Genomic DNA, 25,363 nt, shown 5'->3' with positions numbered 1-25,363 from the left:
CGGGGACCTCCACGAACAGGCCGTCCCACGGGCACCGTACGGTGATCCCGTGGACGGCCTGTTCGACGTTCCCGGGACCACCGGTGGCGGCTCTCTCAACGCGAACACCCATGCCTCGGCACCGCTGGCGGTCCGGATGCGGCCGCGGACCCTCGAGGAGCTGGTCGGGCAGGAGCAGCTGCGGGCGCCCGGCGCGCCGCTGCGGCGCCTGATCGAGGGCGACCAGTCGATGTCGCTGCTGCTGTGGGGCCCGCCGGGCACCGGCAAGACCACGATCGCCTCGATCGTCAGCCAGCAGACCGACCGTCGCTTCGTCGAGGTCTCCGCGGTCTCGGCCGGGGTGAAGGAGGTGCGGGCCGCGATCGACGCCGCACGCGGCGAGCTGGTGCGCGGTGGTCGCGAGACCGTGCTCTTCGTCGACGAGGTGCACCGCTTCAGCAAGGCCCAGCAGGACGCGCTGCTGCCGGGCGTGGAGAACCGCTGGGTCACCCTGGTCGCCGCCACCACCGAGAACCCCTTCTTCTCGGTGATCTCCCCGCTGCTCTCGCGCAGCCTGCTGCTCCGGCTGGAGTCGCTGACCGACGACGACGTCCGGGCGGTGCTGGCGCAGGCCCTGGAGGACGAGCGTGGGCTCGGCGGCCGCACCAGCATCGACGACGACGCACTGGACCACCTGGTGCGGCTGGCGGGCGGCGACGCCCGCCGCTCGCTGACCTACCTGGAGGCGGCGGCCGGCGCGGCCGCCTCACGCGGCCTCGACGCGATCGACCTGGAGACCGCCGAGACCGCCGTCGACCAGGCGGCGGTGCGCTACGACCGGCAGGGCGACCAGCACTACGACATCACCAGCGCCTTCATCAAGTCGGTGCGCGGGTCGGACGCCGACGCCGCGCTGCACTACCTGGCCCGGATGATCGAGGCCGGTGAGGACCCGCGGTTCATCGCCCGCCGACTGATGATCCTCGCCAGCGAGGACGTCGGCCTGGCCGACTCCACCGCCCTGCAGACCGCCGTCGCGGCCGCGCAGATCGTCCAGCTGATCGGCATGCCGGAGGCCCAGCTGACCCTTGCCCACGCCACCATCGCGCTGGCCGTGGCCCCCAAGTCCAACGCGGTCACCACGGCGATCGGGGCCGCGCTCGCCGACGTGCGGGCCGGCAAGATCGGACCGGTGCCGGCGCACCTGCGCGACGCCCACTACGCCGGTGCCAAGAAGCTCGGCCACGGCTCGACGTACAAGTACAGCCACGACGAGCCGTACGGCATCGCCGAGCAGCAGTACGCCCCCGACGCGGTGCTCGATGCGGAGTACTACCGGCCCACGTCGCTGGGCGCCGAGGCCGCGGTCCGCGAGCGCTGGGAGCGGATCCGCCGGATGATCCGCGGAGCCGGGCCGGAGCGCGGGACGCGCCGCCGCCCGCGATAGGGTCGGGCACCATGCAGCAATGGATCGCGACCGGGGTGATGGCCGTCCTCACGCTGGTCCTGCTCGTGCTGCTGGTCCGCGAGCGCGCGCGCACCGGACGCGAGCTGAGCGCGGCCCACGCCGAGGCCGCGTCGCTGCGCGCCCAGGTCGACGAGATCGAACGCCGGCTGGCGACCCCGCCCGCTCCGGCGTCCCCACACCGGCCACAGACCGAGTTCGTCATCACCCACCTCGGCGACCGGCCCGAGCCGGTCGCCGACGACGCGCCGGCCCCGCTGGACCGGGCGCTCTTCGCCGACCTCGTGCTGCGCGAGAGCGTCGTCAAGGCCGGCTCGCTCGCCCACGGGCTGCGCCGCGCGCTGGCCCCCGAGACCCGCCACCGGATCCGCTCCGAGGTGCGGCGGCAGACCCGGGCGGCGCGCAAGCAGCGCCGCCGCGAGCTGCGCGACCTCGCGCGGCGCCGGCGCTCGGCCGACCCGACCGCGGACGCCGCATGAGCCGGGGCATCTGGTTCGTCGCCGGCGCCGGCGCCGGCGTCTACGCGATGGTGCGCGGCCGCCGGATGGCCGAGGCGCTCACCGCCGAGGGGCTGCGCGACCGGTGGCACGGGCTGGAGGCGGGCGCCCGGCTGTTCCGCGACGAGGTGGCCCAGGGCTACGCCGAGAAGGAAACCGAGTTGCGGCAGCGCTACGGGCTGGTGCCTGATGGACGGCCACAGCTCGCCGCCGGCCGGCACCGCGCCGCACCGGACCCGCTCGGCGCCCCCGTCGCAGCTGGCCAGCACCCCGAAGGCCCCGGGCAGCACCCCGACCTCAGCACCACCGACATCCAGGAAGGCAGCCACTGATGGACACCGCGGAGATTCGCCGGAGGTTCGTCGCTCACTTCGAGCGCAACGGCCACCAGGCGGTGCCGTCCGCCTCGCTGCTGCTCGACGACCCGAACCTGCTGTTCGTCAACGCCGGCATGGTGCCGTTCAAGCCCTACTTCCTCGGCCAGGAGACCCCGCCCTACCGGCGGGCCACCAGCGTGCAGAAGTGCGTGCGGACCCCCGACATCGAGGACGTCGGCAAGACCACCCGGCACGGCACGTTCTTCGAGATGTGCGGCAACTTCTCCTTCGGCGACTACTTCAAGCAGGGGGCCATCGAGCTGGCCTGGGAGCTGGTCACGCGCTCGCGTGAGGACGGCGGCTGGGGGCTGGAGGAGAGCCGGCTCTACCCGAGCGTCTACGACGACGACCCCGAGGCGCTCGAGCTGTGGAAGAAGATCACCGGACTGCCCGAGGAGCGGATCCTGCGCCTGGGCAAGAAGGAGAACTACTGGTCGATGGGCGTACCGGGCCCCGGCGGCCCGTGCTCGGAGATCCTCTACGACCGTGGCCCGGCGTACGGCCCCGACTTCGACGCCGCCCGGCTCGGACCCGACATGCCCTTCGCGCTCGAGGACCGGCTGCTGGAGATCTGGAACCTGGTCTTCATGCAGGACGAGCTCAGCGCGGTGCGCTCGAAGTCCGACTTCGACATCGCCGGGAGCCTGCCGAAGAAGAACATCGACACCGGCATGGGCCTCGAGCGCGTCGCCTTCCTGCTCCAGGGCAGGGAGAACATGTACGAGATCGACGTGATGTTCCCGGTCATCGAGAAGGCCATGGAGCTCACCGGCCGCCGGTACGGCGCCGGAGGCCAGCAGGGCCACGAGGACGACGTCCGGTTCCGGGTGGTCGCCGACCACGTCCGCTCCTCGATGATGCTGATCGCCGACGGTGTGGTCCCCGGCAACGAGGCCCGCGGCTACGTGCTGCGCCGGCTGCTCCGTCGCGCGGTCCGCTCGATGCGGCTGCTCGGCTTCGAGGACCGCGCGCTGCCGGAGCTGATGCCGGTCAGCCGCGACAAGATGGGCGAGACCTACGGCGAGCTGCACCGCGACTGGGAGCGGATCTCGACCGTCGCCTACGCGGAGGAGGACGCGTTCCGCCAGACCCTGCGCGCCGGCACCGCGATCTTCGACCTGGCCACCACCGAGCTCAGGTCCGGGGGCGGCTCCCAGCTCTCCGGTGACAAGGCGTTCGCGCTCCACGACACCTACGGCTTCCCCATCGACCTCACCCTCGAGATGGCCTCCGAGCAGGGGCTCAGCGTCGACGAGGCGGGCTTCCGACGGCTGATGACCGAGCAGCGCGAGCGGGCCAAGGCCGACGCCAAGGCGAAGAAGGGCCAGCACCGCGACGCGCGGGCCTACCGCGAGGTCGCGGACTCCCTGGGGCGGGCGGTCGAGTTCACCGGCTACACCGACGTGGTGACCGAGGGAGCCGTGCGCGGCCTGGTCACCGCCGGTGGCGTGGTCGCCTCGGCGCGTGAGGGCGACGAGGTCGAGCTCGTGCTGGACCGCACACCCTTCTACGCCGAGGGCGGCGGACAGCTCGCCGACCAGGGCGTCATCGAGCTCGAGAACGGCGCGCTGCTGCAGGTCCGCGACGTGCAGTCGCCGATCACCGGCCTGGTCGTGCACAAGGCCCTGGTGCTCTCCGGCGAGGTGACCCCCGGCCTGGCCGCCCAGGGCCGGGTCGACATCGAGCGCCGGCGCTCGATCTCCCGGTCGCACACCGCGACCCACATGGTGCACAAGGCCTTCCGCGAGGCGCTGGGGGAGACCGCCACCCAGGCGGGCTCGGAGAACTCCCCGGGCCGGTTCCGGTTCGACTTCTCCGCCACCGGCTCGGTCCCGACCTCGGTCATGCAGGACGTCGAGGAACGGGTCAACGACCTGGTGCTCGCCGACCTCGCCGTGCACGCGGAGCTGATGAGCCAGGAGGACGCCGTGAAGTCCGGCGCCATGGCGCTGTTCGGGGAGAAGTACGGCGACCAGGTGCGGGTGATCTCGGTCGGCGACTGGGCCCGCGAGCTCTGCGGCGGCACGCACGCGCACCGGTCCGGCCAGCTCGGCGTGGTCAAGCTGCTCGGGGAGTCCTCGATCGGCTCCGGCGTACGCCGGGTCGAGGCGCTGGTCGGCGGCGACGCGTACCGCTTCCTCGCGCGCGAGCACGTGCTGGTCGCCCAGCTCTCCGAGGCGCTGAAGGTGCGCCCCGAGATGCTGCCCGAGCGCGTTCACGACATCGTGGAGAAGCTGCGCACGGCCGAGAAGGAGATCGAGAAGGTCCGCCTCGCCCAGCTGCTCGCGAACGGTGCCCAGCTGGCGGCGGACGCGGTCGACGTCAACGGCGTCAAGGTCGTGGCCCACCGCGCCGACGGCGCCGGTGGCGGCGACGTCCGCACGCTCGCGCTCGACGTCCGCGGCCGGCTGGCCGCGGGCGAGCCCGGCGTGGTCGTGATCATCGGGTCGACCGGGTCCGGGGCCGACACCAAGGTGGCGGTGGTCGCGGCGGTCAACGACCAGGCGCGCAGCCGCGGGGTCAGCGCCAACGAGCTGGTCCGGGCGGTGGGCCCGCTGGTGGGCGGCCGCGGCGGCGGCAAGGACGACGTGGCCCAGGGCGGCGGCGGCGACGCCTCCCGGCTCGACGAGGCGATCGCGCTGGTCGGCACCGAGGTCGCCCGCGCCACCGGTCAGCCCGGGGCCTGAGGTGCGGTCCGGCGTCCGGCTCGGGATCGACCCGGGCGACGCCCGCATCGGCGTCGCCCGCAGCGACCCGAGCGGGATGCTGGCCACCCCGGTCGAGACGGTCAGGGCCGGCAAGGGCGACCTCGCCCGCCTAGCCCGCCTGCTGGCGGAGGAGGAGGCGGTCGAGGTGGTGGTCGGGCTGCCCCGGTCGCTCTCGGGCAGTGAGGGCCCGGCGGCGGCGAAGGTGCGCGAGTTCGCCGGCCGGCTGGCCCGCCGGGTGGCTCCGGTCCCGGTGCGGCTGGTCGACGAGCGGCTGACGACGGTGTCGGCGGAGGCTATGCTGCGCGACCGTGGCCGCAAGGGCGGCCGACGACGGGCCGTGGTCGACCAGGCAGCGGCCGTCTTGATCCTGCAGCACGCACTGGACACCGAGCGCGCAACGGGGGCGGCGCCGGGCGAGATCGTCGAGGAGACGGACGAGTGACCCATCACGACGAGGCCCAGCCCCATCCCTCCGGGAGCACCACACCCCGCGACGAGGAGGCGCTCGAGGCGCCGGCGCCGCGAGCGCCGTACGACGACCAGGTCCCGGCGGCCGACGAGGACGACCTCGTTCCGATGCACCCCGGGCGCGGCGGTCGCCGGCGCAAGCGAAAGGGCGTCAAGAGCTGCCTGGCCGTGCTGGTGGCGCTGGCGATCGTGGTCGCGGTGTTCTACGTCGGCGTGACCCGCGGCGTCGGGTTCCTGCGCGACCAGTTCAGCTCGCCGGAGGACTACGCCGGCCCCGGGCACGGGAAGGTCACCTTCCAGGTCCACGACGGGGACTCGGTCGCCGAGATCGGGCGCAACCTGAAGGCGGCCGGGGTCGTCGCCTCGGTCGAGGCGTTCACCGGCGCCGCGAGCGCCAACCCCGACTCCACCGGCATCCAGGTCGGCTTCTACCCGCTGAAGAAGGAGATGCCGGCCGCCGACGCGCTGGAGGTCCTCGTCGACCCCGGGAACCTGATGAAGAACTCCGTGACGATCCCCGAGGGCCTGCGCGTGACCGATGTGGTCGGCCTGCTGGCCGATGCCACCGACTTCTCGCGCGGCCAGTTCACGAAGGTGCTCGCCAAGCCGGCGAAGCTGGGGCTCCCGCCCTACGCGCACGGGAACGCCGAGGGCTACCTCTTCCCGGCGACCTACGACTTCGGGCCGAAGGCGACCCCGACCTCGATCCTGCGCGACATGGTCACCCGCTGGAAGCAGGCGGCCGCCGACGCCGACCTGAAGGGTGCGGCGAAGCGGCTGGGCTACAGCCCCGGTGACCTGATGATCGTCGCCAGCCTGGTCCAGGCCGAGGGTCGCGGCAGCTACATGCCGAAGATCGCGCGGGTGATCTACAACCGGCTCGAGGGCAGTGAGACCGGCCACCTGTTGCAGATCGACGCCACGGTGGACTACGCCGCGGACAACAAGCTCACGGCCGTGCCCACGACCGACGACCTGAAGATCGACTCGCCGTACAACACCTACCAGAACCCGGGCCTGCCCCCGACGCCGATCGAGGCGCCCGGCGACGACGCCCTGCGGGCGGCGACCCATCCCGCGGACGGCGACTGGTACTACTACGTCACGGTCAACCTGAAGACCGGCGAGACGAAGTTCGCCAGCAGCTACGACGAGTTCCTGAAGTACAAGGACGAGCTGCGCCAGTACTGCGCGACCGAGTCGGCCGGCGCCTGCTGAGCGAGGGACGGGACCGGGCGGGGACGATGAAGTGCGCCGTGCTGGGCGACCCGATCGCCCACTCGCTGTCGCCGGTGCTGCACCGGGCCGGCTACGCGGCGGCGGGCCTCGAGGGCTGGAGCTACGGCTCGGCCCGGGTCGGTGAGGACGACCTGGCCGGCTTCCTCGCGGGCCTCGACGAGGGGTGGCGCGGCCTGTCGCTGACGATGCCGCTCAAGCGGGTGGCGTTGCGGCTGGCAGCGCGCTGCACCGACCGGGCGCTGCTCGCGGGGGCGGCCAACACGCTCGTGCTCGAGGGCGGCGTGCCGGTCCTGGCGGACAACAGCGACCTGCCCGGGGCGGTCGCGGCGGTCCGGGAGCGGTACGACGGGCCGGTCACCGCGGCCACGGTGCTGGGCGGAGGGGCGACGGCCGCGTCGACCGGCCTGGCCCTGTGCGAGCTCGGTGCGCGCACGGTCACGCTGCTCGTGCGCGCCCCGGAGCGGGCGGCGGAGGCGGTCGAGGCCATCGCGCGACACCCGGCCGGCGTCCACGTCGAGGTCGCAGCGCTGGCCGACGGTCCGGTCCGGGGCGAGGTCGTGGTCTCGACGATCCCGGCGGTGGCCCAGGAGCCGCGGCTGGTGGCTCGCTGCGCGGACGCCCCCGTGATCTTCGAGGTGCTCTACGACCCCTGGCCCACGCCGCTGGCCACCGCGAGCTCGGGGGTCCTGGTCACCGGGCTGGACCTGCTGGCGCACCAGGCGGCGCTGCAGTTCGAGCTGTTCACCGGGGTGGCCGCGCCGCTGGAGGCGATGCGCGGGGCGGGTGCCGAGGCGCTGGCCCGGCGCCAGGCCTCGTTGTGAGTGCCGTCCCCACGGCCGCGCTCGTCGCGGCCCCGGTGTGCGGCCTGGTGTGCGGCCTGGCCGGGCTCGGCGTACCGACCCTGATCCGCCGGCTCCCCGCACCGTCGTCGGGCGCGGCGCCGGATCCGCCCGGTCCGCCGCCCGATGCGGAACCCGGTCCGCCGCCGGCTCCGACGCCGGCGTTCTCGGCGGTCGCCGCGCGCGCCGGCCTGCGGTGGCGCACCGCTGGCCTGTCGGCGGCCGCGGCCGTGGTGGTCGTGGCCAGCGTGGGCTGGTCCTGGCCGCTGCTGTTCCTGCTCCCGACGGTGCCCGTCGCGGTGCTGCTGGGGTATGTCGACCTGCGCACCCGGCTGTTGCCGAAGGTCGTCGTGCTGCCGATGACCTGGCTGGCGATCGCGCTCGTCGGTGCGTGCGCGGCGGTCACCGGGGACGGTCACGCGCTGGTGCGGGCGCTGGTCGGGATGGTGGCCGCCCGGTCCGTCTTCTGGGTGCTGTGGTGGGTCGACTCGGCCGGGCTCGGCTTCGGCGACGTCCGGCTCGCCGCGCTGCTGGGCCTGGAGCTGGCGTGGTTCGGGTGGGCCGAGCTCGCCGTCGGGACCTACGCCGCGTTCCTGGTCTTCGGGGTCCCCGGCCTGCTGGTGGCGCTGTGGCGCCGGGACCGCCGGCTGTTGCGCACCGCGCTCCCGTTCGGTCCGGCGATGCTGCTGGGCGCCCTGGTCGGGCTCGCCGCCGGGGCCGGCCTGTGGTCCCATCTCGCCGGTGGGGCGGCCTGAATCCGCGGCGATGCGCTCGTGAAACACTGACGCCATGCTGCGCTGGCTCACCGCGGGGGAGTCCCACGGACCGTCCCTGGTCGCGATCCTCGAGGGTCTCCCCGCCCACGTGACGGTCACGACCTCCGACATCGCCGACTCGCTGGCGCGCCGCCGCCTGGGCTACGGGCGCGGGGCCCGGATGAAGTTCGAGCAGGACGAGGTCACGATCGTCGGCGGCGTCCGCCACGGCCGCACCCTCGGCGGCCCGGTCGCGATCGAGGTCGGCAACACCGAGTGGCCCAAGTGGGACAAGGTGATGTCGGCCGACCCCGTCGACCCGGTGGAGCTTGAGGCGCTGGCGCGCAACGCCCCGCTGACCCGGCCGCGGCCCGGACACGCCGACCTCGTCGGCATGCAGAAGTACGACTTCGACGAGGCCAGGCCGGTCCTCGAGCGGGCCTCGGCCCGCGAGACCGCCGCCCGGGTCGCGCTGGGCCGGGTCGCGTCGAACTTCCTCGAGCAGAGCGTGGGCGCGCACGTGGTCTCCCACGTGGTGGAGCTCGGCGGCGTGCGGGCGCCGGCCGGCAGCATCCCGGGCCCGGGCGACGTGGCCCGGCTCGATGCCGACCCGGTGCGCTGCCTGGACCCCGAGGCGAGCGCCGCGATGACGGCCCGCATCGACGAGGCCCACAAGGACGGCGACACCCTCGGCGGCGTGGTCGAGGTGATCGTGGAGGGCCTGCCCCCGGGGCTGGGGTCCCACGTCCACTGGGACCGGCGCCTGGACTCGCGGCTGGCCGGCGCCCTGATGGGCATCCAGGCCATCAAGGGCGTCGAGATCGGGGACGGCTTCGCGCTGGCCGCGACCCCGGGCTCCCTGGCCCACGACGAGATGGTCCCCACCAGCGAGGGCATCCGGCGCACCGGCGGGCGCTCGGGTGGCACCGAGGGCGGCATGACCACCGGCGACCTGCTGCGGGTCCGCGCGGCGATGAAGCCGATCGCGACCGTGCCGCGCGCGCTGCGCACGGTCGACCTGGCCACCGGCGAGGAGGCCGTGGCCCACCACCAGCGCTCCGACGTGTGCGCCGTCCCGGCGGCCGGCATCGTCGCCGAGGCGATGGTCGCACTGGTGGTCGCCGACGCGGTGCTGGAGAAGTTCGGTGGCGACTCGGTGCGCGAGACCCGCCGCAACGCGCAGTCCTACCTCGACACCCTGCGCTTCCGGTGAGCCGGCCGATGAGCCCGCGCGTGGTGCTGGTCGGTCCCATGGGCGCCGGCAAGACGACGGTCGCGCGGCTGCTCGCCGACGCCTGGGGGGTCACCGCCCGGGACACCGACGCTGACATCGAGGCGGCCGTGGGCCGCAGCATCCCCGACCTGTTCATCGAGTCGGGCGAGGCGGAGTTCCGGCGCCTCGAGAAGAGCGCCGTCGCTGCGGCGCTGAGCGAGCACGACGGGGTGCTGGCCCTGGGCGGCGGCGCCGTCCTCGACCCCGAGACCCGCGAGCGTCTGGCCGGGCACCGCGTGGTGTTCCTCCGGGTCGGGCTCGCCGACGCGGTCAAGCGGGTGGGCCTGGGCTCCTCGCGGCCGCTGTTGCTCGGCAACGTGCGCGGCCGGATCAAGGCGCTGCTCGACGAGCGCACCCCGATCTATGAGTCCGTGGCCGGCCTCGTCGTCGAGACCGACGGGCGCACGCCCGAGGACGTGGCCCGGGAGGTCCTCGCCGCCCTGGCGGACGGCCCGGCGTCCGGCGAGCCGCACGCCGCGGACACCGTGCTGCCGGTGCGCGGGGCCGCGCCGTACGACGTCGTGGTCGGCACCGACCTGGCCGGCCGGCTGCCCGAGCTCCTCGGCTCGGGCGTGCAGCGGGTGGCCGTGGTGCTGCCCGAGACCCTCGAGCAGCTGGCGGAGCCCGTGCTGCGCACGCTCGCGGCGTCGTACGACGTGCTCCGGCTGCCGGTCCCGGACGGCGAGTCGGCCAAGACCCCGGCCGTCGCGGCGGCCTGCTGGGAGGCGCTCGGCGAGGCGGGGTTCACCCGGTCCGACGCGGTCGTCACCGTCGGCGGCGGCGCGACCACCGACCTGGGCGGGTTCGTCGCGGCGACCTGGCTGCGCGGCGTGCGGGTCGTGCACGTGCCCACGACGCTGCTCGCGATGGTGGACGCGGCCGTGGGCGGCAAGACCGGGGTGAACACCGGCTCCGGCAAGAACCTGGTCGGCTCCTTCCACGAGCCCGCCGGCGTGCTGTGCGACCTCGGACTGCTGCGCTCGCTGCCGCGGGCGGAGCTGGTCGCCGGCCTGGGGGAGGTCGTCAAGTGCGGCTTCATCGCCGACCCGGCGATCCTGGACCTGGTCGAGGGCGTGGCCCCCGAGGAGATCACCGCGGACTCACCGGTGCTGCGCGAGCTGGTCGAGCGCGCCATCGGGGTCAAGATCGCCGTGGTGGTCACCGACCTGAAGGAGACCGGCGGCGTGGACGGCCACCCGGGCCGCGAGGCGCTGAACTACGGGCACACCCTCGGTCATGCGATCGAGCGCGCCGAGGGCTACCGCATCCGGCACGGCGAGGCCGTGGCGCTCGGCTGCGTCTTCGTCGCCGAGCTGGCCCGCCGCACCGGCGTCCTGTCCGCCGACGTCGCCGCCCGGCACCGCAGCGTGCTGGCGCGGGTCGGCCTGCCGACGACGTACGCCGGCGCCGGCTTCGAGGAGCTGCTCGCCGCGATGAGGGTGGACAAGAAGGCGCGCGGCTCGCAGCTGCGGTTCGTCGTGCTCCGCGACCTCGGCCGGCCCACGGTGCTGGCCGGGCCGTCGGAGGAGGACCTGCGCGGCGCCTTCGCGGCGCTGTCACGAGGGGGAGAGGGGCAGGCATGAAGGTGCTGGTGCTGAACGGACCCAACCTGGGGCGCCTGGGCCGGCGACAGCCCGAGATCTACGGCACCACCACGCACGCCGAGCTCGCGCACCGCTGCGTGGAGTGGGGGCGCGACCTGGGCCTGGACGTCGAGGTCCGGCAGACCAACCACGAGGGCGTCCTGCTGGACTGGCTCAACGCGGCCGCGGACGACCGGACCGCGGTGGTCCTCAACGCGGCCGCCTGGACCCACTACTCCTACGCGATCTACGACGCCTGCGCCCAGCTCGAGGCGCCGCTGGTCGAGGTCCACATCTCCGACCCGTCCCAGCGCCCGGAGGAGTTCCGGCACACCTCGGTGGTCTCGCCGCACGCGGTGGACGTGGTCGCCGGGCACGGGATCGACGGCTACCGGATCGCGCTGGAACGGCTCGCCGCCGGCGCCTAGCGGTGATGACCACGAGGGTGGTGCCATCCCAAGACCGGGCAGCCGCACCGCTGCACCGAGACACTCCCACGCGTCGTGGCCGTCTCCGGCGAGGCACACGCCTGCCCGGAGTGCCAGGCCACGCTTGAGCCGTGGAAGGGCCGGCCGGCGCCCCGGCGCGACCTACCGCAGCACCGCAGCCGCGGTCCGCGAGCGTGCGGGGCGGGGAGCTCTTCAAGCAGCCTGGTACCTCCTCAGCCACGCCGCTTGCCGCGCAGCGTGCTGGAGAACCCGGCCGACCCCCCCCTCAACGGCGCGCCTGCGCTCCGCACAGCTCGCGGTGGAGCAGTGGGATGGCTACCGCGCCACGCCGCGAAACGCAACGGCTGGGTTCACCACGACCGCTGGACCAGCCTCATCCGCGACCACCTCGCCGCCCGCCGCGGTCACCCATCAGAGCAGCGCCGCCACACCGACCGGCGCAGCGCGCCGTCCCTGCGCTGAGTGGAGTCCAGCAGAGTGGTGTACGACGGACCTGAGTGAGCGCGTGCCTGCGACGTAGGCGCGGCCACCGGGTGGATCCTTCGAGTGATCTGCGAAAACCGACTCGAAGAAGGACACCACGATGACCGCTGGACCCAGTATCGACCCTGCTCTGACCACGATGTTGGACCCGGGGGAGTTCTTGCACGAGCAGCTCGCGCAGGCCTTCCCGGACCTGATGCGCGAGTTGTTGTCCACCTTCGTCAACGCGCTGCTCGGCGCCGAGGCCGACGCGGTGTGCGGGGCGGCCTACAACAGCCGGTCGACCGAGCGGGTCAACTCCCGCAACGGCTACCGGCACCGCGACCTGGACACTCGGATGGGCACCGTGGACGTGGCGATCCCCAAGCTGCGTTCGGGGACCTACTTTCCCGAGTGGCTGCTCGAGCGACGCCGCCGCGCGGAGTCCGCGCTGACCTCGGTGGTGGCGACCTGCTACCTGCTGGGGGTCTCGACGCGGCGGATGGACAAGCTGGTGCAGTCCCTGGGCATCACGGGCCTGTCCAAGTCCCAGGTCAGCGTGATGGCCCGCGATCTCGATGCCCACGTCGCCGACTTCCGCAGCCGGCCACTAGACGCCGGTCCGTACACATTCGTGGCCACCGACGCGCTGACCATGAAGGTCCGCGAGGGCGGCCGGGTGCTCAATGTGTCGGTCATGGTCGCCACCGGCGTCAACGCCGACGGACATCGCGAGGTCCTCGGGATCCAGGTGGCCACCGGGGAGACCCACGCCGGCTGGCTGACCTTCTTCCGCGACCTGGTCGCCCGGGGGCTGACCGGGTCGCGCTGGTCACCAGCGACGCCCACGCCGGCCTCGTGGAGGCGATCGCCGCCGCGTTGCCCGGCGCGTCGTGGCAGCGCTGCCGCACCCACTACGCGGCCAACCTGATGGCCGCCACCCCCAAGGCGGCCTGGGCAGGGGTTAAGGCGATGCTGCACAGCGTCTACGACCAGCCCGACGCCGAAGCCGTGCACGCCCAGTTCGACAAGGCTCCTCGACGCCGTCGCCGAGACCTGCCGAAGGTTCATGACCACCTCGACGGCGCCGGCGCCGACATCCTCGCCTTCACCTGCTTCCCCGTGGGGTGTGGCGCCAGATCTGGTCCAACAACCCCAACGAGCGGCTCAACCGCGAGATCCGCCGCCGCACCGACGTCGTCGGCATCTTCCCCAACCGCGACGCGATCATCCGCCTGGTCGGCGCGGTCCTGGCCGAGCAGCACGACGAATGGGCCGAGGGTCGGCGCTACCTCGGCCTCGACGTCCTGGCCCGCTCCCGCATGACTCTGGTGACCGGCGAAGCCACCACCGACAACACCACCGACAAGGAGGCACTCACCGCCTGACCGACACGCCCGAACGAAGGATCAACTTCGTACACCACGCCACGGGACTTGACCCTGCGCTGAGCGGGTTCGGGCTACTGCTTGGCAGATCTTCGCACGCGTGCCATCGCCACTGCCACGATCGCCAGGATTACCACCGCTACCCCAGCTACAAGCATCGGAGGCATTCCTTCGTACCACAGGGCGAACAGGAACTCTGCCAGGAACGCAGCACCCGTCAGCAGCGCCAAGGCCGCAACGAAGCCCACGACCCATCGGGCACGTTTGCTTCGGGGCACGCGGTCGCTCATGCCGCTGATCGTGCCGTCCAGGCCATCCCGACGCAATCAACCGGATGGTGGCGCCGCTCGAGCGTCGAATATCCACGCTGAGCGACACAGGAACCGTTATCGTTTCGTGATCTGGGGCTGTGGGTAACCCGTCCGGAGGGGCGCTGACCGTCGGTGGTCGCTGGTTGAGTCGTGGCATGGAGCAGCCGCCGACCCTCGCACCGACCAGCCCCGCGGGCGTGGTCGCGGCGGCCAACGCCCTGGTCGGGGATGTCGATGGCGTGCTGTGGGCGGCCCGGTCGGGCGAGGAGCTGGTGGCGGCGAACGAGCAGATCGAGGTGCTGCGCTCTCACCTGGCCGCGGTGCAGGCCTCGGTCGTGGCCGAGGTCGAGGCCCGTGGGGTCGCGAAGCGGGAGTTGGCGTGGGGGTCGACCGGGGACTGGTTCACCCACACCGCGGGCCGGCACCGCCGGTCGGGGCGGCGAGTGGTGCGGCAGGCGCCGGTGCTCGTGGGCGAGCGGACCGCGACCCACGTCGCGCTGACCCGTGGGGAGGTGTCGCCGGAGCAGGCGGCGGTGATCGTCGACGCCGTCGACGCGCTGCCCCACGACGAGGCCCTGCGCTGCCGCGCCGAGCAGGTGCTGCTGGCCGAGGCCACCCGGCTGGATGCCACCGCGCTGGCGGTGGTGGGCAAGAAGATCGCCGCGGTGGTCGACCCAGACGGCGAGGAACGCCGCCAGCAGCAGAAGCTCGACCGCGAGGAACGTGCCGCCCACCTGCACCGGTTCCTCTCGATCACCGACGACGGTGCGGGTGGGGCGTGGTTGAAGGGCCGCGGGACCGTGGAGGACGCCGCGATCCTCAAGGCCGCCCTGCTGCCGCTGACCAAGCCCGCCCCCGCCCTCGACCCCGACCACCCCGACGAGCAGGTGCAGACCGACCCGCGTGACCACGGCACCCGGATGTGGGACGCCCTGGTCCAGGTCGCCCAGCACGCGCTGGGCACCGATCTGCCGCCCGAGTGCCACGGCGCCCGGCCCCGGCTCGCGGTCACCACCGACCTGGACTCGCTCCGCACCCAGCTCAGATCACGGAGCCCCGGCGGGACAGATGGCGGGGTCACCGAGGATGGTGGGCACCTCTCACCCGCCGCGGTCCGGCGGCTGGCCTGCGACGCCGACGTGATCCCCGTCGTGCTCGGCACCCTGGGCCAGGTGTTGGACGTGGGCCGGGCCAACCGGCTGGTCACCGCCGCGCTGTGGACCGCGCTCGTCTGCCGCGACGCGCATTGTGCGTTCCCCGGCTGCACCCGGCCACCGGTGATGTGCCAGGCCCACCACATCCACCACTGGGCCGACGGCGGCCCCACGTCCCTGCCGAACCTGGTGCTGCTGTGTGGCCACCACCACCGGGTCCTCCACCACACCCCATGGCAGGTCCGCCTCGACCCCACCGACGGACGCCCGGAGTTCCGACCCCCACCCAGACACGGCGTCGAACAGGCGTGGATCAGGTGGCGACCCCGACGAGAATGAGCGGCGTCTGCTCGTGGGTCCGGCCCTGGAAAGGTCTTTGACGGGCTCTTGCGCTCCATGAGTGGATGTCGGCGTGACGGACGATCTGGTCGCTAGGTGGGACTGCGTCAGCGCCACCTGGACGCCCCATCAGCGCCTTCACCCGGGCAACGTCGCCTGGTCGCACAGCCGTGGCGACGGCAGCCCGGCCCCGGATGCGACGTTCGCCTGGGGCGAGCCGCTCACTGGGTTCGCAGACGTCTGGAAGGACGCATCGCCCAACGGCTCGGTGGAGGTGTCGCTGCACGTCTCTCCCCGAGCGGCTTCCGAGCAACGGTCACGGATCGTGCGGGAACTGATCGATGCCTTTCCCGCGATGACGGTGGAGGTGTCTCGGCAGGACGCGTCACTGGTGGAGGTCTTGACAAATGCTGGGTTCCGAGCAGAACAGGGGCCCTGGTTCGCGCAATTGTGGAGAGAGCTCGGTGACACCTCTGACCTCGAGCAACACGGCTCTCCCGCGGGCTACCGGATCCGAAGTGTGGACACCGCCGACCCCGAGGACGTGCTGGCTCGTGTCGAGGTCCACCGACGGGCCTAGGCGCCGGCGCGTATCAAGGGGCTTCTTGGCCTGCGAGTCACGGGCGACGAGCCCGGATCGAGCTACTCGATCGACAAGCACCGCGCCGTCAGCGAGACCCCCGGGTATCGCCCCGAGCTCGATCTGGTCGCCGTAGGCGCCGACGGCGACCTCGCTGCTTACGCGTTGGGGTGGCTGGACGAACGTAGCCAGTCGTTGTTGTTCGAGCCCGTGGGCACCGACCCCGCGCACTCCGGCCGTGGACTCGCGCGAGCCCTCTGCGCACAGATGCTCCATGTCGCACGTGACCTCGGTGCCCACACCGCCGTCGTGGGCCCTCGCGGCGACGCCGGGTACCCGCTCCCACGGCGGGTGTACGAGGGGCTGGGCATGCGCGAGGTCGCCCAGTTCGTGCCCATGACCAACTGCCAGGACTGACGCCCGCTCGGCCTCGCACGCACTCGCCGGCGACGGCACAGACGGTGTCTCCCGGCAACCGCCGAACTGCCCGGGAACCACCTCTCCACGGCCGCCGTCCAACCGCTGACGACCACGAGCGGGAGGACATGGACATGGGCCGGACGGTGACGGTGAGCGTGCGGGGGCTGCTCACGACGGCGGTGGTGCTGCTGGGACTGCTGAGCGCCTATCTGTGGGGAGCGGCGGGCGGGCACGGGGCACCCGCGCGAGCCGAGACCCCGGCGCTCGTCAGCGCCGGCGAGAAGCCGCGGACGCTGACGATGGGCGGCTCGGGGGAGGCCACGGCCGTCCCCGACCAGCTCTCCTTCGACCTCGAGGTCACCCTGCTGCGCCCTGACCTGGCGACCGCGCTGGACGAGGCCAACGCCAAGATGGACCGGGTGCTCTCGACCATCGGCGGGCTGGGCGTGCGCCGCAGCGACGTGCAGACCACCGGCCTGTCGATGTACCCGGTCTACGACTACCACTCCTCCGGGCCGCCGACGCTGCGCGGCTACCGCGTGAGCCAGCGCGCCGCGGTGCTGGTCCGTGAGCTCCGGGCCGGGGGCAAGGTCGTGAGCGCGGCGGTGGCCACCGGCGGCAACGACGTACGGGTCAGCGACATCCGGCTGAAGGTCGGCGACGTCGACGCCGTGCTCGCCAAGGCGCGGGCCGCGGCGGTCGCGGACGCCCGCGACAAGGCGCAGCAGTACGCCGGGGCGGCCGGGCTCGAGCTCGGCGACGTGCGCACGTTGCACGAGGTCGGCCCCAGGCAGCGCTTGGCCCTTGCGCACGGCTACGCCGTCGCGGACGCGGCCCGGGCCCCCGCGGCCGGCCTCGCCGCGCTGCCGATCCGCGCGGGCAAGGACACCACCCGGGTGCGGGTCCAGGTGGTCTGGGAGCTGCGCTGAGGAGCGCGGGACTGCGGGTTGGGTGGTCGAGGTCACCGGTCTGTAGACTCGGGCGCTGCTGCCGCTAGCGGCGCCCTCGGGCGTCCGGCACGGTGGCCCACCCACTTCGGACCGATCGACCAGAAGGCTGACACGCGCGCATGGCAACCACGAACGACCTGAAGAACGGCATGGTGCTCAACCTGGACGGCCAGCTCTGGTCGGTCATCTGGTTCCAGCACCACAAGCCCGGCAAGGGCGGCGCGGTCGTGCGCACCAAGCTGAAGAACGTCGAGTCCGGCAAGGTGGTCGACAAGACCTTCAACGCCGACATCAAGGTCGACGTGGCCAACGTCGACAAGCGCACCATGCAGTACCTCTACAACGACGGCACCAACTACGTCTTCATGGACACCGGGACCTACGAGCAGCTCGAGGTCACCCCGGAGATCGTCGGTGCCGCCAAGGACTTCATGCTCGAGAACCAGGAGGCCATCGTCGCCACGAACGACGGCCGGGTCCTCTACATCGAGCTGCCGGCCTCGGTCGAGCTCGAGGTGACCTACACCGAGCCCGGCCTGCAGGGCGACCGCTCCACCGGCGGCACCAAGCCCGCCACCGTGGAGACCGGGGCGACCGTGCAGGTGCCGCTGTTCATCACCACCGGCGAGAAGATCAAGGTCGACACCCGCGACTCCTCCTACCTGGGGCGCGTCACCAGCTGATGGCCGCGCGTTCCAAGGCTCGCAAGCGGGCCCTCGACCTCCTGTACGCCTCCGAGCTGCGGGGTGAGTCGGCGACCGAGGCGCTCGAGCGGGTGACCACCGAGGGCGAGGCGCCCACCAACGCCTACACCGTCACCCTGGTCCGCGGCGTGGTCGAGCACCAGGAGCGGATCGACCAGCTGCTGCGCGACTACTCCGAGGGCTGGACCCTGGAGCGGATGCCGGCAGTGGACCGCAACGTGCTGCGCCTAGGCGTCTTCGAGCTGCTCTACGCCGAGGACGTCCCTGACGCGGTCGCCGTGACCGAGGCCATGGCGCTGGTCCGCGACCTGTCCACCGACGAGTCGCCGGCCTTCGTCAACGGCGTCCTGGGCACGATCGTGCGCAACAAGGAGTCGCTGGCCTGAGCGCCGGAGCGGGACTGTCCCGGCTTGGCCGGTCCCGCCATGCTGGGGCCATGAGCGAGCAGAGCGAGCCCCAGGACCGCACCGTCGACCTTGTCGTGATCGGCGCGGGACCGGGCGGCGAGGCCCTGGCCACCGGGGCGGCCCGGGCGGGGCTCGACGTCGTCGTCGTGGACCGGCACCTGGTGGGCGGCGAGTGCCCGTACTACGGGTGCATCCCGTCGAAGATGATGCTCCGCGCTGCGGACTCGCTGGCCGAGGCACGGCGGGTCGGGGTGCTGGCCGGCGACGCGCTGGTCACGCCGTCGTGGACGCCGGTGGCCACCCGGCTCGACCAGGAGGCCACCAGCGGCTGGGACGACACGATCGCGGTCGAGCGGCTGCAGGACGCCGGGGCCACGGTGCACCACGGCGTGGGCCGGCTCGACGGAGCCGCCCGGGTGCGGGTGGAGCTCACCGACGGCTCGTCGGTCACCTACGAGGCACGCCGCGGCGTGGTGCTCAACCCCGGCACCAGGCCGGCCGCGCTGCCGATCGCGGGGCTGGAGGGCACGCCGTACTGGACCAACCGGGACGCCGTCCGGGTGACCGAGCTGCCCGGCTCGCTGGTCGTCATCGGCGGCGGCCCGATCGGCTGCGAGATGGCCCAGGTGTTCGCCCGGTTCGGCGTCCGCGTGAGCGTGCTCGAGGCCGGTCCGCGGCTCCTCGGGCCGGACGAGCCCGAAGCGGCGGCGATCCTCGAGGACGTCTTCGTCTCCGAGGGGATGCGGGTGATGACCGGAGTCGAGATCGCGGCGGTGTCGTACGACGACGGCGCGTTCACCGTCGCCCTCGGCGACGGCGAGCGGCTGGTCGCCGACAAGCTGCTGGTCGCCGCCGGCCGGACGCCCAACCTCGACGACCTCGGCCTGGAGAGCGTCGGCCTCGACCCGACCGCCCGGTCCGTCGAGGTCGACGAGCGGATGCGCGCCGGCGACCGGTTGTGGACCATCGGCGACGTCACCGGCAAGGGCGCCTTCACCCACGTCTCGATGTACCAGTCCGCCATCGCCCTGCGCGACATCCTCGGCGAGGACGGCCCCCCGGCCCGCTACCACGCGGTGCCGCACACGACGTTCACCGATCCGGAGGTCGGCGGCGTCGGGATGACCGAGCGGCAGGCGCGTGACTCCGGGCTCGACATCCGGGTCGGCACCGCGCCGCTCGAGCAGTCCTCGCGCGGGTTCGTCCACGGGCCCGGTGCGCGTGGCTTGGTCAAGGTGGTCGAGGACGCCGCGCGCGGGGTGCTCGTCGGAGCCACCGCGATGGGTCCTGCGGGGGGCGAGATCCTCGGCTTCCTGGCGGTCGCCGTGCACGCCGAGGTGCCGACCGCCACGCTGCGCTCGATGATCTACGCCTATCCGACCTTCCACCGCACGATCGAGACCGCGCTGGCCGACCTGTCCTGAGCGGCGAGGTTCGACACGCCCGGGCGTGGGTATAGACCGCGCATGGGTGACATGGCGCAGTCGGCGCAGGCGATGGGGAGACGGGCCAACGGCGAGGAGTGGCTCGACCGGGCGATCAGGTTCGGGTTCGTCGTCTACGGGGTCGTGCACCTCGTGGTGGCGTGGCTGGCGCTGGAGCTGGCGTTCGGCGACCACTCGGGCTCGGCGAGCAGCACCGGCGCCCTGAACAAGATGGCGCACACGACGTTCGGTGGCGTGCTCGTGTGGCTGGTGGCGCTCGGCATGCTCGCGCTGGTGGTCTGGCGGCTGCTCGACGCGGCGTTCGGCCACAAGGAGGAGAGCGACGGGGGCAAGCGGGCCCGCAAGCGCCTGGTCGCCCTCGGCAAGGCGGTGATCTACGGCGCCATCGCACTCAGCGCGTTCCGCATCGCGACCAGCCCGGCCCACCAGTCCAAGAAGGGCGGTGGCACCGACGACACCACCGCCACGATCATGCACTGGCCGGGCGGCCCGTTCATCGTCGGGCTCCTCGGCCTGGCGGTCATCGCCTACGGGCTGAACCTCGCCCGCCGGGCGTGGACCGAGAAGTTCCGTGAGCACCTCGACGCCGAGGGCCAGAGCGGCGAGGCGGGACGGGCCTACATCAAGTTCGGCAAGGCCGGCTACACCGCGAAGGGCGTGGCGTTCGTGATCGTCGGCGGCCTGTTCTGCTACGCCGCGCTCACCCACAACGCGAAGAAGTCCGGCGGGCTCGACGTCGCCCTGCACAAGGTGCTGCAGCAGCCGTTCGGTCAGTGGCTGCTGGCCCTGATCGCCCTGGGCATCGGCTGCTACGGCCTGTTCTGCTTCGCCCGGGCGCGGCACCTCTCGCGCTGACCGGCACCGCGCGGCGCCCCTGCGCGTGAAGCCGGTCCGAGCTGGGTAGGAGGACGACCGGCAACGTGTCCTCCCACAGGACCGTCCACCCGTAACGGAGGAACCGATGACGCAGTCACCGCAGGGCCCGGAGCGGCGGCCGGTCGACCACGACCTGTCCGACACCAGCGACCGCCTCTACACGCCCGAGGAGCTCGGCGCCTACGCGTCGGGGTGGGAGCGGCAGCGGGCCACGGGGCCGGCCGCGCCGCCGCAGCGCACGGTGTACGGCGACCCCCTGAGCGATCCCTTGGGCGACCCGCTGGGTGATCCCCTGGGTGACCCGCTGACCGGTCCGGCGCCCGGGCAGGCCGCGAGCCGAGCCTCGACCCAGTCACCGGTGCCGCCTCGCGCGCCGGTGCAGGCGCAGGCGCAGAGCCCGGATCCGGCCAGGGCTGGCGCCCGGACCGGCCCGGAGATCGGCCCGGCGCCCGTCGACGGCGCGGCGGCTGCCGAGCCGGGCACCGAACCTCGCCGTTTCATGACCGCGACGGACTTCCTGGACCGCCGCGCGGAGGGCCAGGACCACGGGCCGGCGACCTGGGGCTGGCGCGGCGCCGTACGCCGCTGGAGCGGCGGCCTGGTCAACCCGCGCATGGGCGCCGCCGAGCTCGCCTTCGAGCAGGACCGCGCCACGATCCAGCGCGACTTCGACGGTCCCCGCACGATCGCGTTCATCAACCCCAAGGGCGGCGCCGCCAAGACCACCGGGGTGCTGGCGGCCGGCTGCACCTTCGGCACCGTGCGGGGCGGCGGCGTGGTCGCGTGGGACAACAACGAGACCCGCGGCACGCTCGGCATCCGCGGGACCCGGAGCACCCATCGCAACACCACCCGCGAGCTGCTGGAGGACCTCGAGCGGTTCAGTGACGTCTACCAGTCGCGGATCGGCGACCTCGGGGCCTTCGTCCGGTCCCAGGGCGACGCGCACTTCGACGTACTGGCCTCCGACGAGCGGCCCGACGTGACCGGCACGATCCGGGCCTCGGACTTCGAGTCGGTGCACAGGCTGCTGGAGCGGTTCTACCGGATCATCCTGGTCGACACCGGCAACAACATGCGCGCCGAGAACTGGCTGGCCGCCGCGGAGGCCGCCGACCTGCTGGTGGTGACCAGCACGGTCCGGGAGGACACCGGCTACAGCGGACTGTGGATGCTCGACGCGCTCCAGGACGCTGGCTACGCCGACCTCAAGCACAAGACCGTGACGGTGCTCTCCGACCCGTCGGCGCAGGTGGACCGCAAGCTCGTCGCCGACCTGACCGACGTCTACGAGCAACGGACCCGCGGGGTCTACCGGGTGCCCTACGACCCGGCCCTGGTCGCCGGCTCGGTGGTGCCCTACGCCCAGCTCTCGCAGGGCACCCGGATGTCCTGGCTCAAGGCGTGCGCGGGGATGGCCGCCGCCCTCTGACCCCCGGCCGGGGGAACCGGGGGCCGCTCAGTGGCTCGCGGCGCCCCAGCCGTGCCAGCGCTCCACCCGCATCCAGGCGCTGACCCGCGGGCTGTCCCGGGTCGGGTAGGGCTCGCCGTTGTAGTGGGTGCTCAGCGCGTCGATGTCCGCGAGCCGCTCGTCGTCGTACAGCTCCTCGGCCCGGCCGATCAGCGAGACATGGGTGTACCAGCTGGCCTCGTCGAGCACGGTGAGGGTGAGCCGCGGGTCGCGCCGCAGGTGCTGGAGGCGGACGCGGGAGTGGTCCATGTTCAGCAGCACCCGGTCGTCCTCGCCCAGGAGGTACCACGTGGCCACCGACACCGGCTGACCGTCGGAGCGCAGCGTGCTCACCACCGACGGGTTCGGCTTGCGGAGCAGGTCGCGCACGTGGTCGGGGAACGGCAGGTCGGGCATGGATCCTCCTCGGAGTGGGTTACTACGACTCCAGGACTTCTACCCAGAAAGGCCGACGCATGCGCGCAGTGGTGTACCGCGAGACCGGACCGTCCTCGGTGCTGCAGGTGGTGGAGCGGGAGCTCCCCGACCCCGGACCCGGGGAGGTGCGGGTCCGGCTCGCCCGGGCGGGCGTGAACCCCACCGACTGGAAGTTCCGTGCCAACGCGATGAACGGGGACTGGTCGGAGGTGGTGCCCGGCCAGGACGGTGCGGGGGTCGTGGACGCGGTCGGCCCCGGTGTCGAGGGGCTGAAGCAGGGGGAGCGGGTGTGGACCGTGCTCGCCCAGTACCAGCGTCCCGGAGGCACGGCGGCCGAGTTCACCGTGCAGCCGGCCGAGCGGGTGGTGCCGCTCCCGGTCGGCGCGTCCTGGGACCTCGGCGCCGCACTCGGCGTCCCCGCGGTGACCGCGCACCGGGCGCTGACCGCCGGCGAGGACGTCACCCGGCTCGCCCCCGGCTCGATGTCCGGCATGCGCGTGCTGGTCGCCGGGGGAGCCGGCGCGGTCGGCAACGCCGGCATCCAGCTGGCCCGGTGGGCCGGTGCGACGGTGGTCTCGACGGTCAGCAGCGACGAGAAGGCCGCGCTGGCCGTGGCCGCCGGCGCCCACCACACCGTCAACTACAAGGTCGGTGACCCCGCCGCGGAGATCCAGGCGCTCTGCCCGGAGGGCGTCGACCTGGTGGTCGAGGTCGCCTTCGCCCAGAACATCGGCTTGGACGTCCAGGTGCTGCGCAACCGCGGGACCATCGCCTACTACGCCGACAACGGGGGAGCGGAGGCGTCGGTGCCGGTGCGCGGCACCTTCGCCAAGAACCTGCGGCTGCAAGGCGTGCTGCTCTACACCCTCGGCGCCGACCTGGTCGAGGCCGCGACCGCGGACGTCAACGCGGCCGTGTCGGCGGGTGCGTTCCGGGTCGGCGAGGACGCCGGCCTGCCGCTCCACCACTACCCGTTGGAGGAGCTCGCCGCCGCCCACGACGCGGTGCAAGGTGGCGCCGTCGGCAAGGTGCTGGTGGACGTCTCCGACGACCTCGGGTGAGCCCCCGGGGACCCGCCGGCCGTCGCGCACGCAGTGCGTCGGCCGGCGGGTCCGCTGGTAGGGTCGAGGCGATCGACATCCTTTAACGAGCCGTCCCGTGAGGCGGAGAAGGAGGTCCGGCACCCGATGTCCGTGCCCACCCCTGCAAGCAGTCCGGCCGGCGACGCCCCCGTCGACACTCCCGTCGGCCTCGCCCCCGACGCAGCCGGCGCCTCCGACGCAACCGGCGTCCCGGGTCGCACCGTCCTCGACGCCCGCGACATCTCGCGGGCGCTGACCCGCATCTCGCACGAGATCCTGGAGCGCAACAAGGGCGCCTCGGACCTGGTGCTGCTGGGCATCCCCAGCCGCGGGGTCCCGCTCGCGGAGCGGATCGCGGAGCGGATCGCGGCGGTCGAGGGGTACGACGTGCCCGTCGGCTCGCTCGACGTGACGATGTACCGCGACGACCTGCGGCTCAAGCCGGCCCGCGCGCTGCTGCCGACCTCGATCCCGCCGGGCGGCGTGGACGGCCGCACCGTCGTGCTGGTCGACGACGTGCTGTTCTCCGGCCGCACCATCCGCGCCGCGCTCGACGCGCTGGGCGACATCGGCCGACCGCGGGCCGTGCGCCTCGCGGTCCTGGTCGACCGCGGGCACCGCGAGCTGCCGATCCGGGCCGACTTCGTCGGGAAGAACCTCCCCACATCGCTGGTCGAGCGGGTCCGGGTGTCCCTGGCGGGCGTCGACGACGTGGACGCCGTGACCATCCTCGGCTCCCCCGCGGAGGTCCGGTCGTGAAGCGCCACCTGCTGAGCGCCGCCGACCTCGACCGCGACGACGCGGAGCTGGTCCTGAGCACCGCCGCCGAGCTGCGCTCGCTGGCCGACCGGCCGATCAAGAAGCTGCCCGCGCTGCGCGGCCGCACCGTGGTCAACCTCTTCTTCGAGGACTCCACCCGCACCCGCATCTCCTTCGAGGCCGCCGCCAAGCGGCTCTCCGCCGACGTCATCAACTTCGCCGCCAAGGGCTCCTCGCTGTCCAAGGGCGAGAGCCTGAAGGACACCGCGCTGACGCTCGAGGCGATGGGCGCCGACGCGGTCGTCGTACGCCACTCCGCCAGCGGCGCCCCGCACCGGCTGGCCAACTCCGGCTGGGTGCGCTCCAGCGTCGTGAACGCCGGCGACGGCACCCACGAGCACCCCACCCAGGCGCTGCTGGACGCGTTCACGATGTGGCGCCATCTCGGGCAGTCGAAGCCGGGCGGGCTCGACGGACGCCGGGTCGCGATCGTGGGCGACGTGCTGCACAGCCGGGTGGCCCGGTCCAACGCGCTGCTGCTCAACACGCTGGGCGTGGAGGTCACCCTGATCGCGCCGCCGACGCTGCTGCCGGTGGGCATCGAGGGCTGGCCGGTGGAGACCTCCTACGACCTCGACGCGGTGCTGCCGAAGGTCGACGCGGTGATGATGCTGCGGGTCCAGCGCGAGCGCATGCACGGCGGCTTCTTCCCGACCGCGCGGGAGTACTCCCGCCGCTACGGGCTCGACGGCCGCCGGATGGCGACCCTGCAGGACCACACGATCGTCATGCACCCCGGGCCGATGGTCCGCGGCATGGAGATCACCGCCGCCGTGGCCGACTCCGACCGCTCCGTGATCGTGGAGCAGGTCACCAACGGCGTGGCCGTGCGGATGGCCGTCCTCTACCTGCTCCTGGGCGGCTCCGCCCCCGCCGTCTCGACCGAAGGGGTCCCCGAGTGACCAG

25 protein-coding genes and 1 pseudogene are annotated in these 25,363 nt (G+C 73.1%); 24 read left to right on the top strand and 2 right to left on the bottom strand.

Going from position 1 to position 25,363, the window contains the following annotated elements:
- The first annotated feature begins 49 nt into the window (after window positions 1–49).
- The 12 genes and pseudogenes from BJZ21_RS10875 (at window position 50) to BJZ21_RS10820 (ending at window position 13,482) form a co-directional block, all read left to right on the top strand.
- Window positions 50–1,426: a replication-associated recombination protein A gene (locus BJZ21_RS10875; protein ID WP_343052100.1), complete on the top strand. Its 1,377-nt coding sequence runs from the start codon at window positions 50–52 to the stop codon at window positions 1,424–1,426.
- 11 nt (window positions 1,427–1,437) lie between these two features.
- Window positions 1,438–1,923 (top strand): hypothetical protein, encoded by a 486-nt coding sequence (locus BJZ21_RS10870; RefSeq protein ID WP_179663761.1) that lies wholly within the window; start codon window positions 1,438–1,440, stop codon window positions 1,921–1,923.
- Window positions 1,920–2,273, top strand: a complete 354-nt coding sequence (locus BJZ21_RS10865; RefSeq protein WP_179663760.1) for a DUF6167 family protein — start codon at window positions 1,920–1,922, stop codon at window positions 2,271–2,273. Before BJZ21_RS10870 ends, BJZ21_RS10865 begins: the two co-directional genes overlap by 4 nt.
- Window positions 2,273–5,005 carry an alanine--tRNA ligase gene (gene alaS / locus BJZ21_RS10860; RefSeq protein ID WP_179663759.1) on the top strand — a complete coding sequence of 911 codons (2,733 nt, stop codon included), beginning with the start codon at window positions 2,273–2,275 and terminating at the stop codon, window positions 5,003–5,005. Before BJZ21_RS10865 ends, alaS begins: the two co-directional genes overlap by 1 nt.
- A gap of 1 nt (window position 5,006) precedes the next feature.
- The gene (gene ruvX / locus BJZ21_RS10855) at window positions 5,007–5,468 is read left to right on the top strand and encodes a Holliday junction resolvase RuvX (RefSeq protein WP_179663758.1); all 462 of its coding nucleotides are present in this window, start codon (window positions 5,007–5,009) and stop codon (window positions 5,466–5,468) included.
- On the top strand, window positions 5,465–6,712 hold the full coding sequence (gene mltG / locus BJZ21_RS10850; protein WP_343052099.1) for an endolytic transglycosylase MltG: 1,248 nt from the start codon (window positions 5,465–5,467) through the stop codon (window positions 6,710–6,712). The genes ruvX and mltG overlap by 4 nt, the downstream gene beginning before the upstream one ends.
- Before the next feature lie 26 nt (window positions 6,713–6,738).
- Window positions 6,739–7,554, top strand: coding sequence for a shikimate dehydrogenase (locus tag BJZ21_RS10845; protein ID WP_179663757.1), 816 nt, complete (start codon window positions 6,739–6,741; stop codon window positions 7,552–7,554).
- The gene (locus BJZ21_RS21750; RefSeq protein ID WP_179663756.1) at window positions 7,551–8,327 is read left to right on the top strand and encodes a prepilin peptidase; all 777 of its coding nucleotides are present in this window, start codon (window positions 7,551–7,553) and stop codon (window positions 8,325–8,327) included. The genes BJZ21_RS10845 and BJZ21_RS21750 overlap by 4 nt, the downstream gene beginning before the upstream one ends.
- A gap of 34 nt (window positions 8,328–8,361) precedes the next feature.
- Window positions 8,362–9,540: a chorismate synthase gene (gene aroC / locus BJZ21_RS10835; protein WP_179663755.1), complete on the top strand. Its 1,179-nt coding sequence runs from the start codon at window positions 8,362–8,364 to the stop codon at window positions 9,538–9,540.
- Between the two features lie 8 nt (window positions 9,541–9,548).
- Window positions 9,549–11,183 (top strand): 3-dehydroquinate synthase, encoded by a 1,635-nt coding sequence (gene aroB, locus BJZ21_RS10830; RefSeq protein ID WP_179663754.1) that lies wholly within the window; start codon window positions 9,549–9,551, stop codon window positions 11,181–11,183.
- Window positions 11,180–11,611: a type II 3-dehydroquinate dehydratase gene (locus BJZ21_RS10825; RefSeq protein ID WP_179663753.1), complete on the top strand. Its 432-nt coding sequence runs from the start codon at window positions 11,180–11,182 to the stop codon at window positions 11,609–11,611. The genes aroB and BJZ21_RS10825 overlap by 4 nt, the downstream gene beginning before the upstream one ends.
- A 604-nt stretch (window positions 11,612–12,215) precedes the next feature.
- A pseudogene (locus tag BJZ21_RS10820) lies at window positions 12,216–13,482 on the top strand (IS256 family transposase).
- 74 nt (window positions 13,483–13,556) lie between these two features.
- Here the strand turns inward: BJZ21_RS10820 and BJZ21_RS10815 are convergent.
- Complete coding sequence (locus BJZ21_RS10815; RefSeq protein WP_179663752.1) at window positions 13,557–13,772, bottom strand: hypothetical protein; 216 nt, start codon at window positions 13,770–13,772, stop codon at window positions 13,557–13,559.
- A 176-nt stretch (window positions 13,773–13,948) separates the two neighbouring features.
- Here BJZ21_RS10815 and BJZ21_RS10810 point away from each other — a divergent pair, with 176 nt between their 5' ends.
- The 9 genes from BJZ21_RS10810 (at window position 13,949) to BJZ21_RS10770 (ending at window position 22,100) form a co-directional block, all read left to right on the top strand.
- Complete coding sequence (locus BJZ21_RS10810; RefSeq protein ID WP_179663751.1) at window positions 13,949–15,286, top strand: HNH endonuclease signature motif containing protein; 1,338 nt, start codon at window positions 13,949–13,951, stop codon at window positions 15,284–15,286.
- 73 nt (window positions 15,287–15,359) lie between these two features.
- A complete protein-coding gene (locus BJZ21_RS10805) occupies window positions 15,360–15,866 on the top strand; it encodes a hypothetical protein (protein ID WP_179663750.1) in 507 nt (168 codons plus the stop codon).
- Window positions 15,867–15,878: 12 nt separating this feature from the next.
- The gene (locus tag BJZ21_RS10800; protein WP_179665650.1) at window positions 15,879–16,283 is read left to right on the top strand and encodes a GNAT family N-acetyltransferase; all 405 of its coding nucleotides are present in this window, start codon (window positions 15,879–15,881) and stop codon (window positions 16,281–16,283) included.
- Window positions 16,284–16,417: 134 nt separating this feature from the next.
- Window positions 16,418–17,215 (top strand): SIMPL domain-containing protein, encoded by a 798-nt coding sequence (locus BJZ21_RS10795; protein WP_179663749.1) that lies wholly within the window; start codon window positions 16,418–16,420, stop codon window positions 17,213–17,215.
- Between the two features lie 140 nt (window positions 17,216–17,355).
- Window positions 17,356–17,919, top strand: coding sequence for an elongation factor P (efp, locus tag BJZ21_RS10790; protein ID WP_179663748.1), 564 nt, complete (start codon window positions 17,356–17,358; stop codon window positions 17,917–17,919).
- Window positions 17,919–18,326 carry a transcription antitermination factor NusB gene (gene nusB / locus BJZ21_RS10785; protein ID WP_179663747.1) on the top strand — a complete coding sequence of 136 codons (408 nt, stop codon included), beginning with the start codon at window positions 17,919–17,921 and terminating at the stop codon, window positions 18,324–18,326. Before efp ends, nusB begins: the two co-directional genes overlap by 1 nt.
- A 50-nt stretch (window positions 18,327–18,376) precedes the next feature.
- Window positions 18,377–19,771, top strand: coding sequence for a dihydrolipoyl dehydrogenase family protein (locus BJZ21_RS10780; RefSeq protein WP_179663746.1), 1,395 nt, complete (start codon window positions 18,377–18,379; stop codon window positions 19,769–19,771).
- 42 nt (window positions 19,772–19,813) lie between these two features.
- On the top strand, window positions 19,814–20,647 hold the full coding sequence (locus BJZ21_RS10775) for a DUF1206 domain-containing protein (RefSeq protein WP_179663745.1): 834 nt from the start codon (window positions 19,814–19,816) through the stop codon (window positions 20,645–20,647).
- A gap of 106 nt (window positions 20,648–20,753) precedes the next feature.
- Entirely contained in the window at window positions 20,754–22,100 is a 1,347-nt protein-coding gene (locus BJZ21_RS10770) for a MinD/ParA family ATP-binding protein (protein WP_179663744.1), read from the top strand.
- A gap of 27 nt (window positions 22,101–22,127) precedes the next feature.
- Here the strand turns inward: BJZ21_RS10770 and BJZ21_RS10765 are convergent, their stop codons facing one another.
- On the bottom strand, window positions 22,128–22,535 hold the full coding sequence (locus tag BJZ21_RS10765; RefSeq protein ID WP_179663743.1) for a PPOX class F420-dependent oxidoreductase: 408 nt from the start codon (window positions 22,533–22,535) through the stop codon (window positions 22,128–22,130).
- Window positions 22,536–22,594: 59 nt separating this feature from the next.
- Between BJZ21_RS10765 and BJZ21_RS10760 the strand changes: the two genes are divergently transcribed.
- The 3 genes from BJZ21_RS10760 (at window position 22,595) to BJZ21_RS10750 (ending at window position 25,359) form a co-directional block, all read left to right on the top strand.
- Window positions 22,595–23,617: an NADPH:quinone reductase gene (locus tag BJZ21_RS10760; protein ID WP_179663742.1), complete on the top strand. Its 1,023-nt coding sequence runs from the start codon at window positions 22,595–22,597 to the stop codon at window positions 23,615–23,617.
- A gap of 126 nt (window positions 23,618–23,743) precedes the next feature.
- Complete coding sequence (gene pyrR / locus BJZ21_RS10755) at window positions 23,744–24,397, top strand: bifunctional pyr operon transcriptional regulator/uracil phosphoribosyltransferase PyrR (protein WP_179663741.1); 654 nt, start codon at window positions 23,744–23,746, stop codon at window positions 24,395–24,397.
- Window positions 24,394–25,359, top strand: a complete 966-nt coding sequence (locus BJZ21_RS10750; protein ID WP_179663740.1) for an aspartate carbamoyltransferase catalytic subunit — start codon at window positions 24,394–24,396, stop codon at window positions 25,357–25,359. Before pyrR ends, BJZ21_RS10750 begins: the two co-directional genes overlap by 4 nt.
- The last annotated feature ends 4 nt before the right edge of the window (window positions 25,360–25,363 follow it).

It is taken from the genome of Nocardioides panaciterrulae (assembly GCF_013409645.1).
Lineage (GTDB): Bacteria > Actinomycetota > Actinomycetes > Propionibacteriales > Nocardioidaceae > Nocardioides > Nocardioides panaciterrulae.
Note: the sequence above shows the minus strand (reverse complement) of the source record. Positions and strands in the feature narration are given on the sequence as shown.

Bases quoted from the DNA above. Each gene is read 5' to 3' on its own strand.
- BJZ21_RS10765 (WP_179663743.1), bottom strand. From the start codon at position 22,535: ATGCCCGACCTGCCGTTCCCCGACCACGTGCGCGACCTGCTCCGCAAG.
- alaS (WP_179663759.1), top strand. From the start codon at position 2,273: ATGGACACCGCGGAGATTCGCCGGAGGTTCGTCGCTCACTTCGAGCGC.
- BJZ21_RS10815 (WP_179663752.1), bottom strand. From the start codon at position 13,772: ATGAGCGACCGCGTGCCCCGAAGCAAACGTGCCCGATGGGTCGTGGGC.
- BJZ21_RS10795 (WP_179663749.1), top strand. From the start codon at position 16,418: ATGGGCCGGACGGTGACGGTGAGCGTGCGGGGGCTGCTCACGACGGCG.
- BJZ21_RS10770 (WP_179663744.1), top strand. From the start codon at position 20,754: ATGACGCAGTCACCGCAGGGCCCGGAGCGGCGGCCGGTCGACCACGAC.
- BJZ21_RS10760 (WP_179663742.1), top strand. From the start codon at position 22,595: ATGCGCGCAGTGGTGTACCGCGAGACCGGACCGTCCTCGGTGCTGCAG.
- BJZ21_RS10780 (WP_179663746.1), top strand. From the start codon at position 18,377: ATGAGCGAGCAGAGCGAGCCCCAGGACCGCACCGTCGACCTTGTCGTG.
- BJZ21_RS10870 (WP_179663761.1), top strand. From the start codon at position 1,438: ATGCAGCAATGGATCGCGACCGGGGTGATGGCCGTCCTCACGCTGGTC.
- efp (WP_179663748.1), top strand. From the start codon at position 17,356: ATGGCAACCACGAACGACCTGAAGAACGGCATGGTGCTCAACCTGGAC.
- pyrR (WP_179663741.1), top strand. From the start codon at position 23,744: ATGTCCGTGCCCACCCCTGCAAGCAGTCCGGCCGGCGACGCCCCCGTC.
- BJZ21_RS10810 (WP_179663751.1), top strand. From the start codon at position 13,949: ATGGAGCAGCCGCCGACCCTCGCACCGACCAGCCCCGCGGGCGTGGTC.
- aroB (WP_179663754.1), top strand. From the start codon at position 9,549: ATGAGCCCGCGCGTGGTGCTGGTCGGTCCCATGGGCGCCGGCAAGACG.
- aroC (WP_179663755.1), top strand. From the start codon at position 8,362: ATGCTGCGCTGGCTCACCGCGGGGGAGTCCCACGGACCGTCCCTGGTC.
- BJZ21_RS10865 (WP_179663760.1), top strand. From the start codon at position 1,920: ATGAGCCGGGGCATCTGGTTCGTCGCCGGCGCCGGCGCCGGCGTCTAC.
- BJZ21_RS10775 (WP_179663745.1), top strand. From the start codon at position 19,814: ATGGGTGACATGGCGCAGTCGGCGCAGGCGATGGGGAGACGGGCCAAC.
- nusB (WP_179663747.1), top strand. From the start codon at position 17,919: ATGGCCGCGCGTTCCAAGGCTCGCAAGCGGGCCCTCGACCTCCTGTAC.
- BJZ21_RS10825 (WP_179663753.1), top strand. From the start codon at position 11,180: ATGAAGGTGCTGGTGCTGAACGGACCCAACCTGGGGCGCCTGGGCCGG.
- BJZ21_RS10845 (WP_179663757.1), top strand. From the start codon at position 6,739: ATGAAGTGCGCCGTGCTGGGCGACCCGATCGCCCACTCGCTGTCGCCG.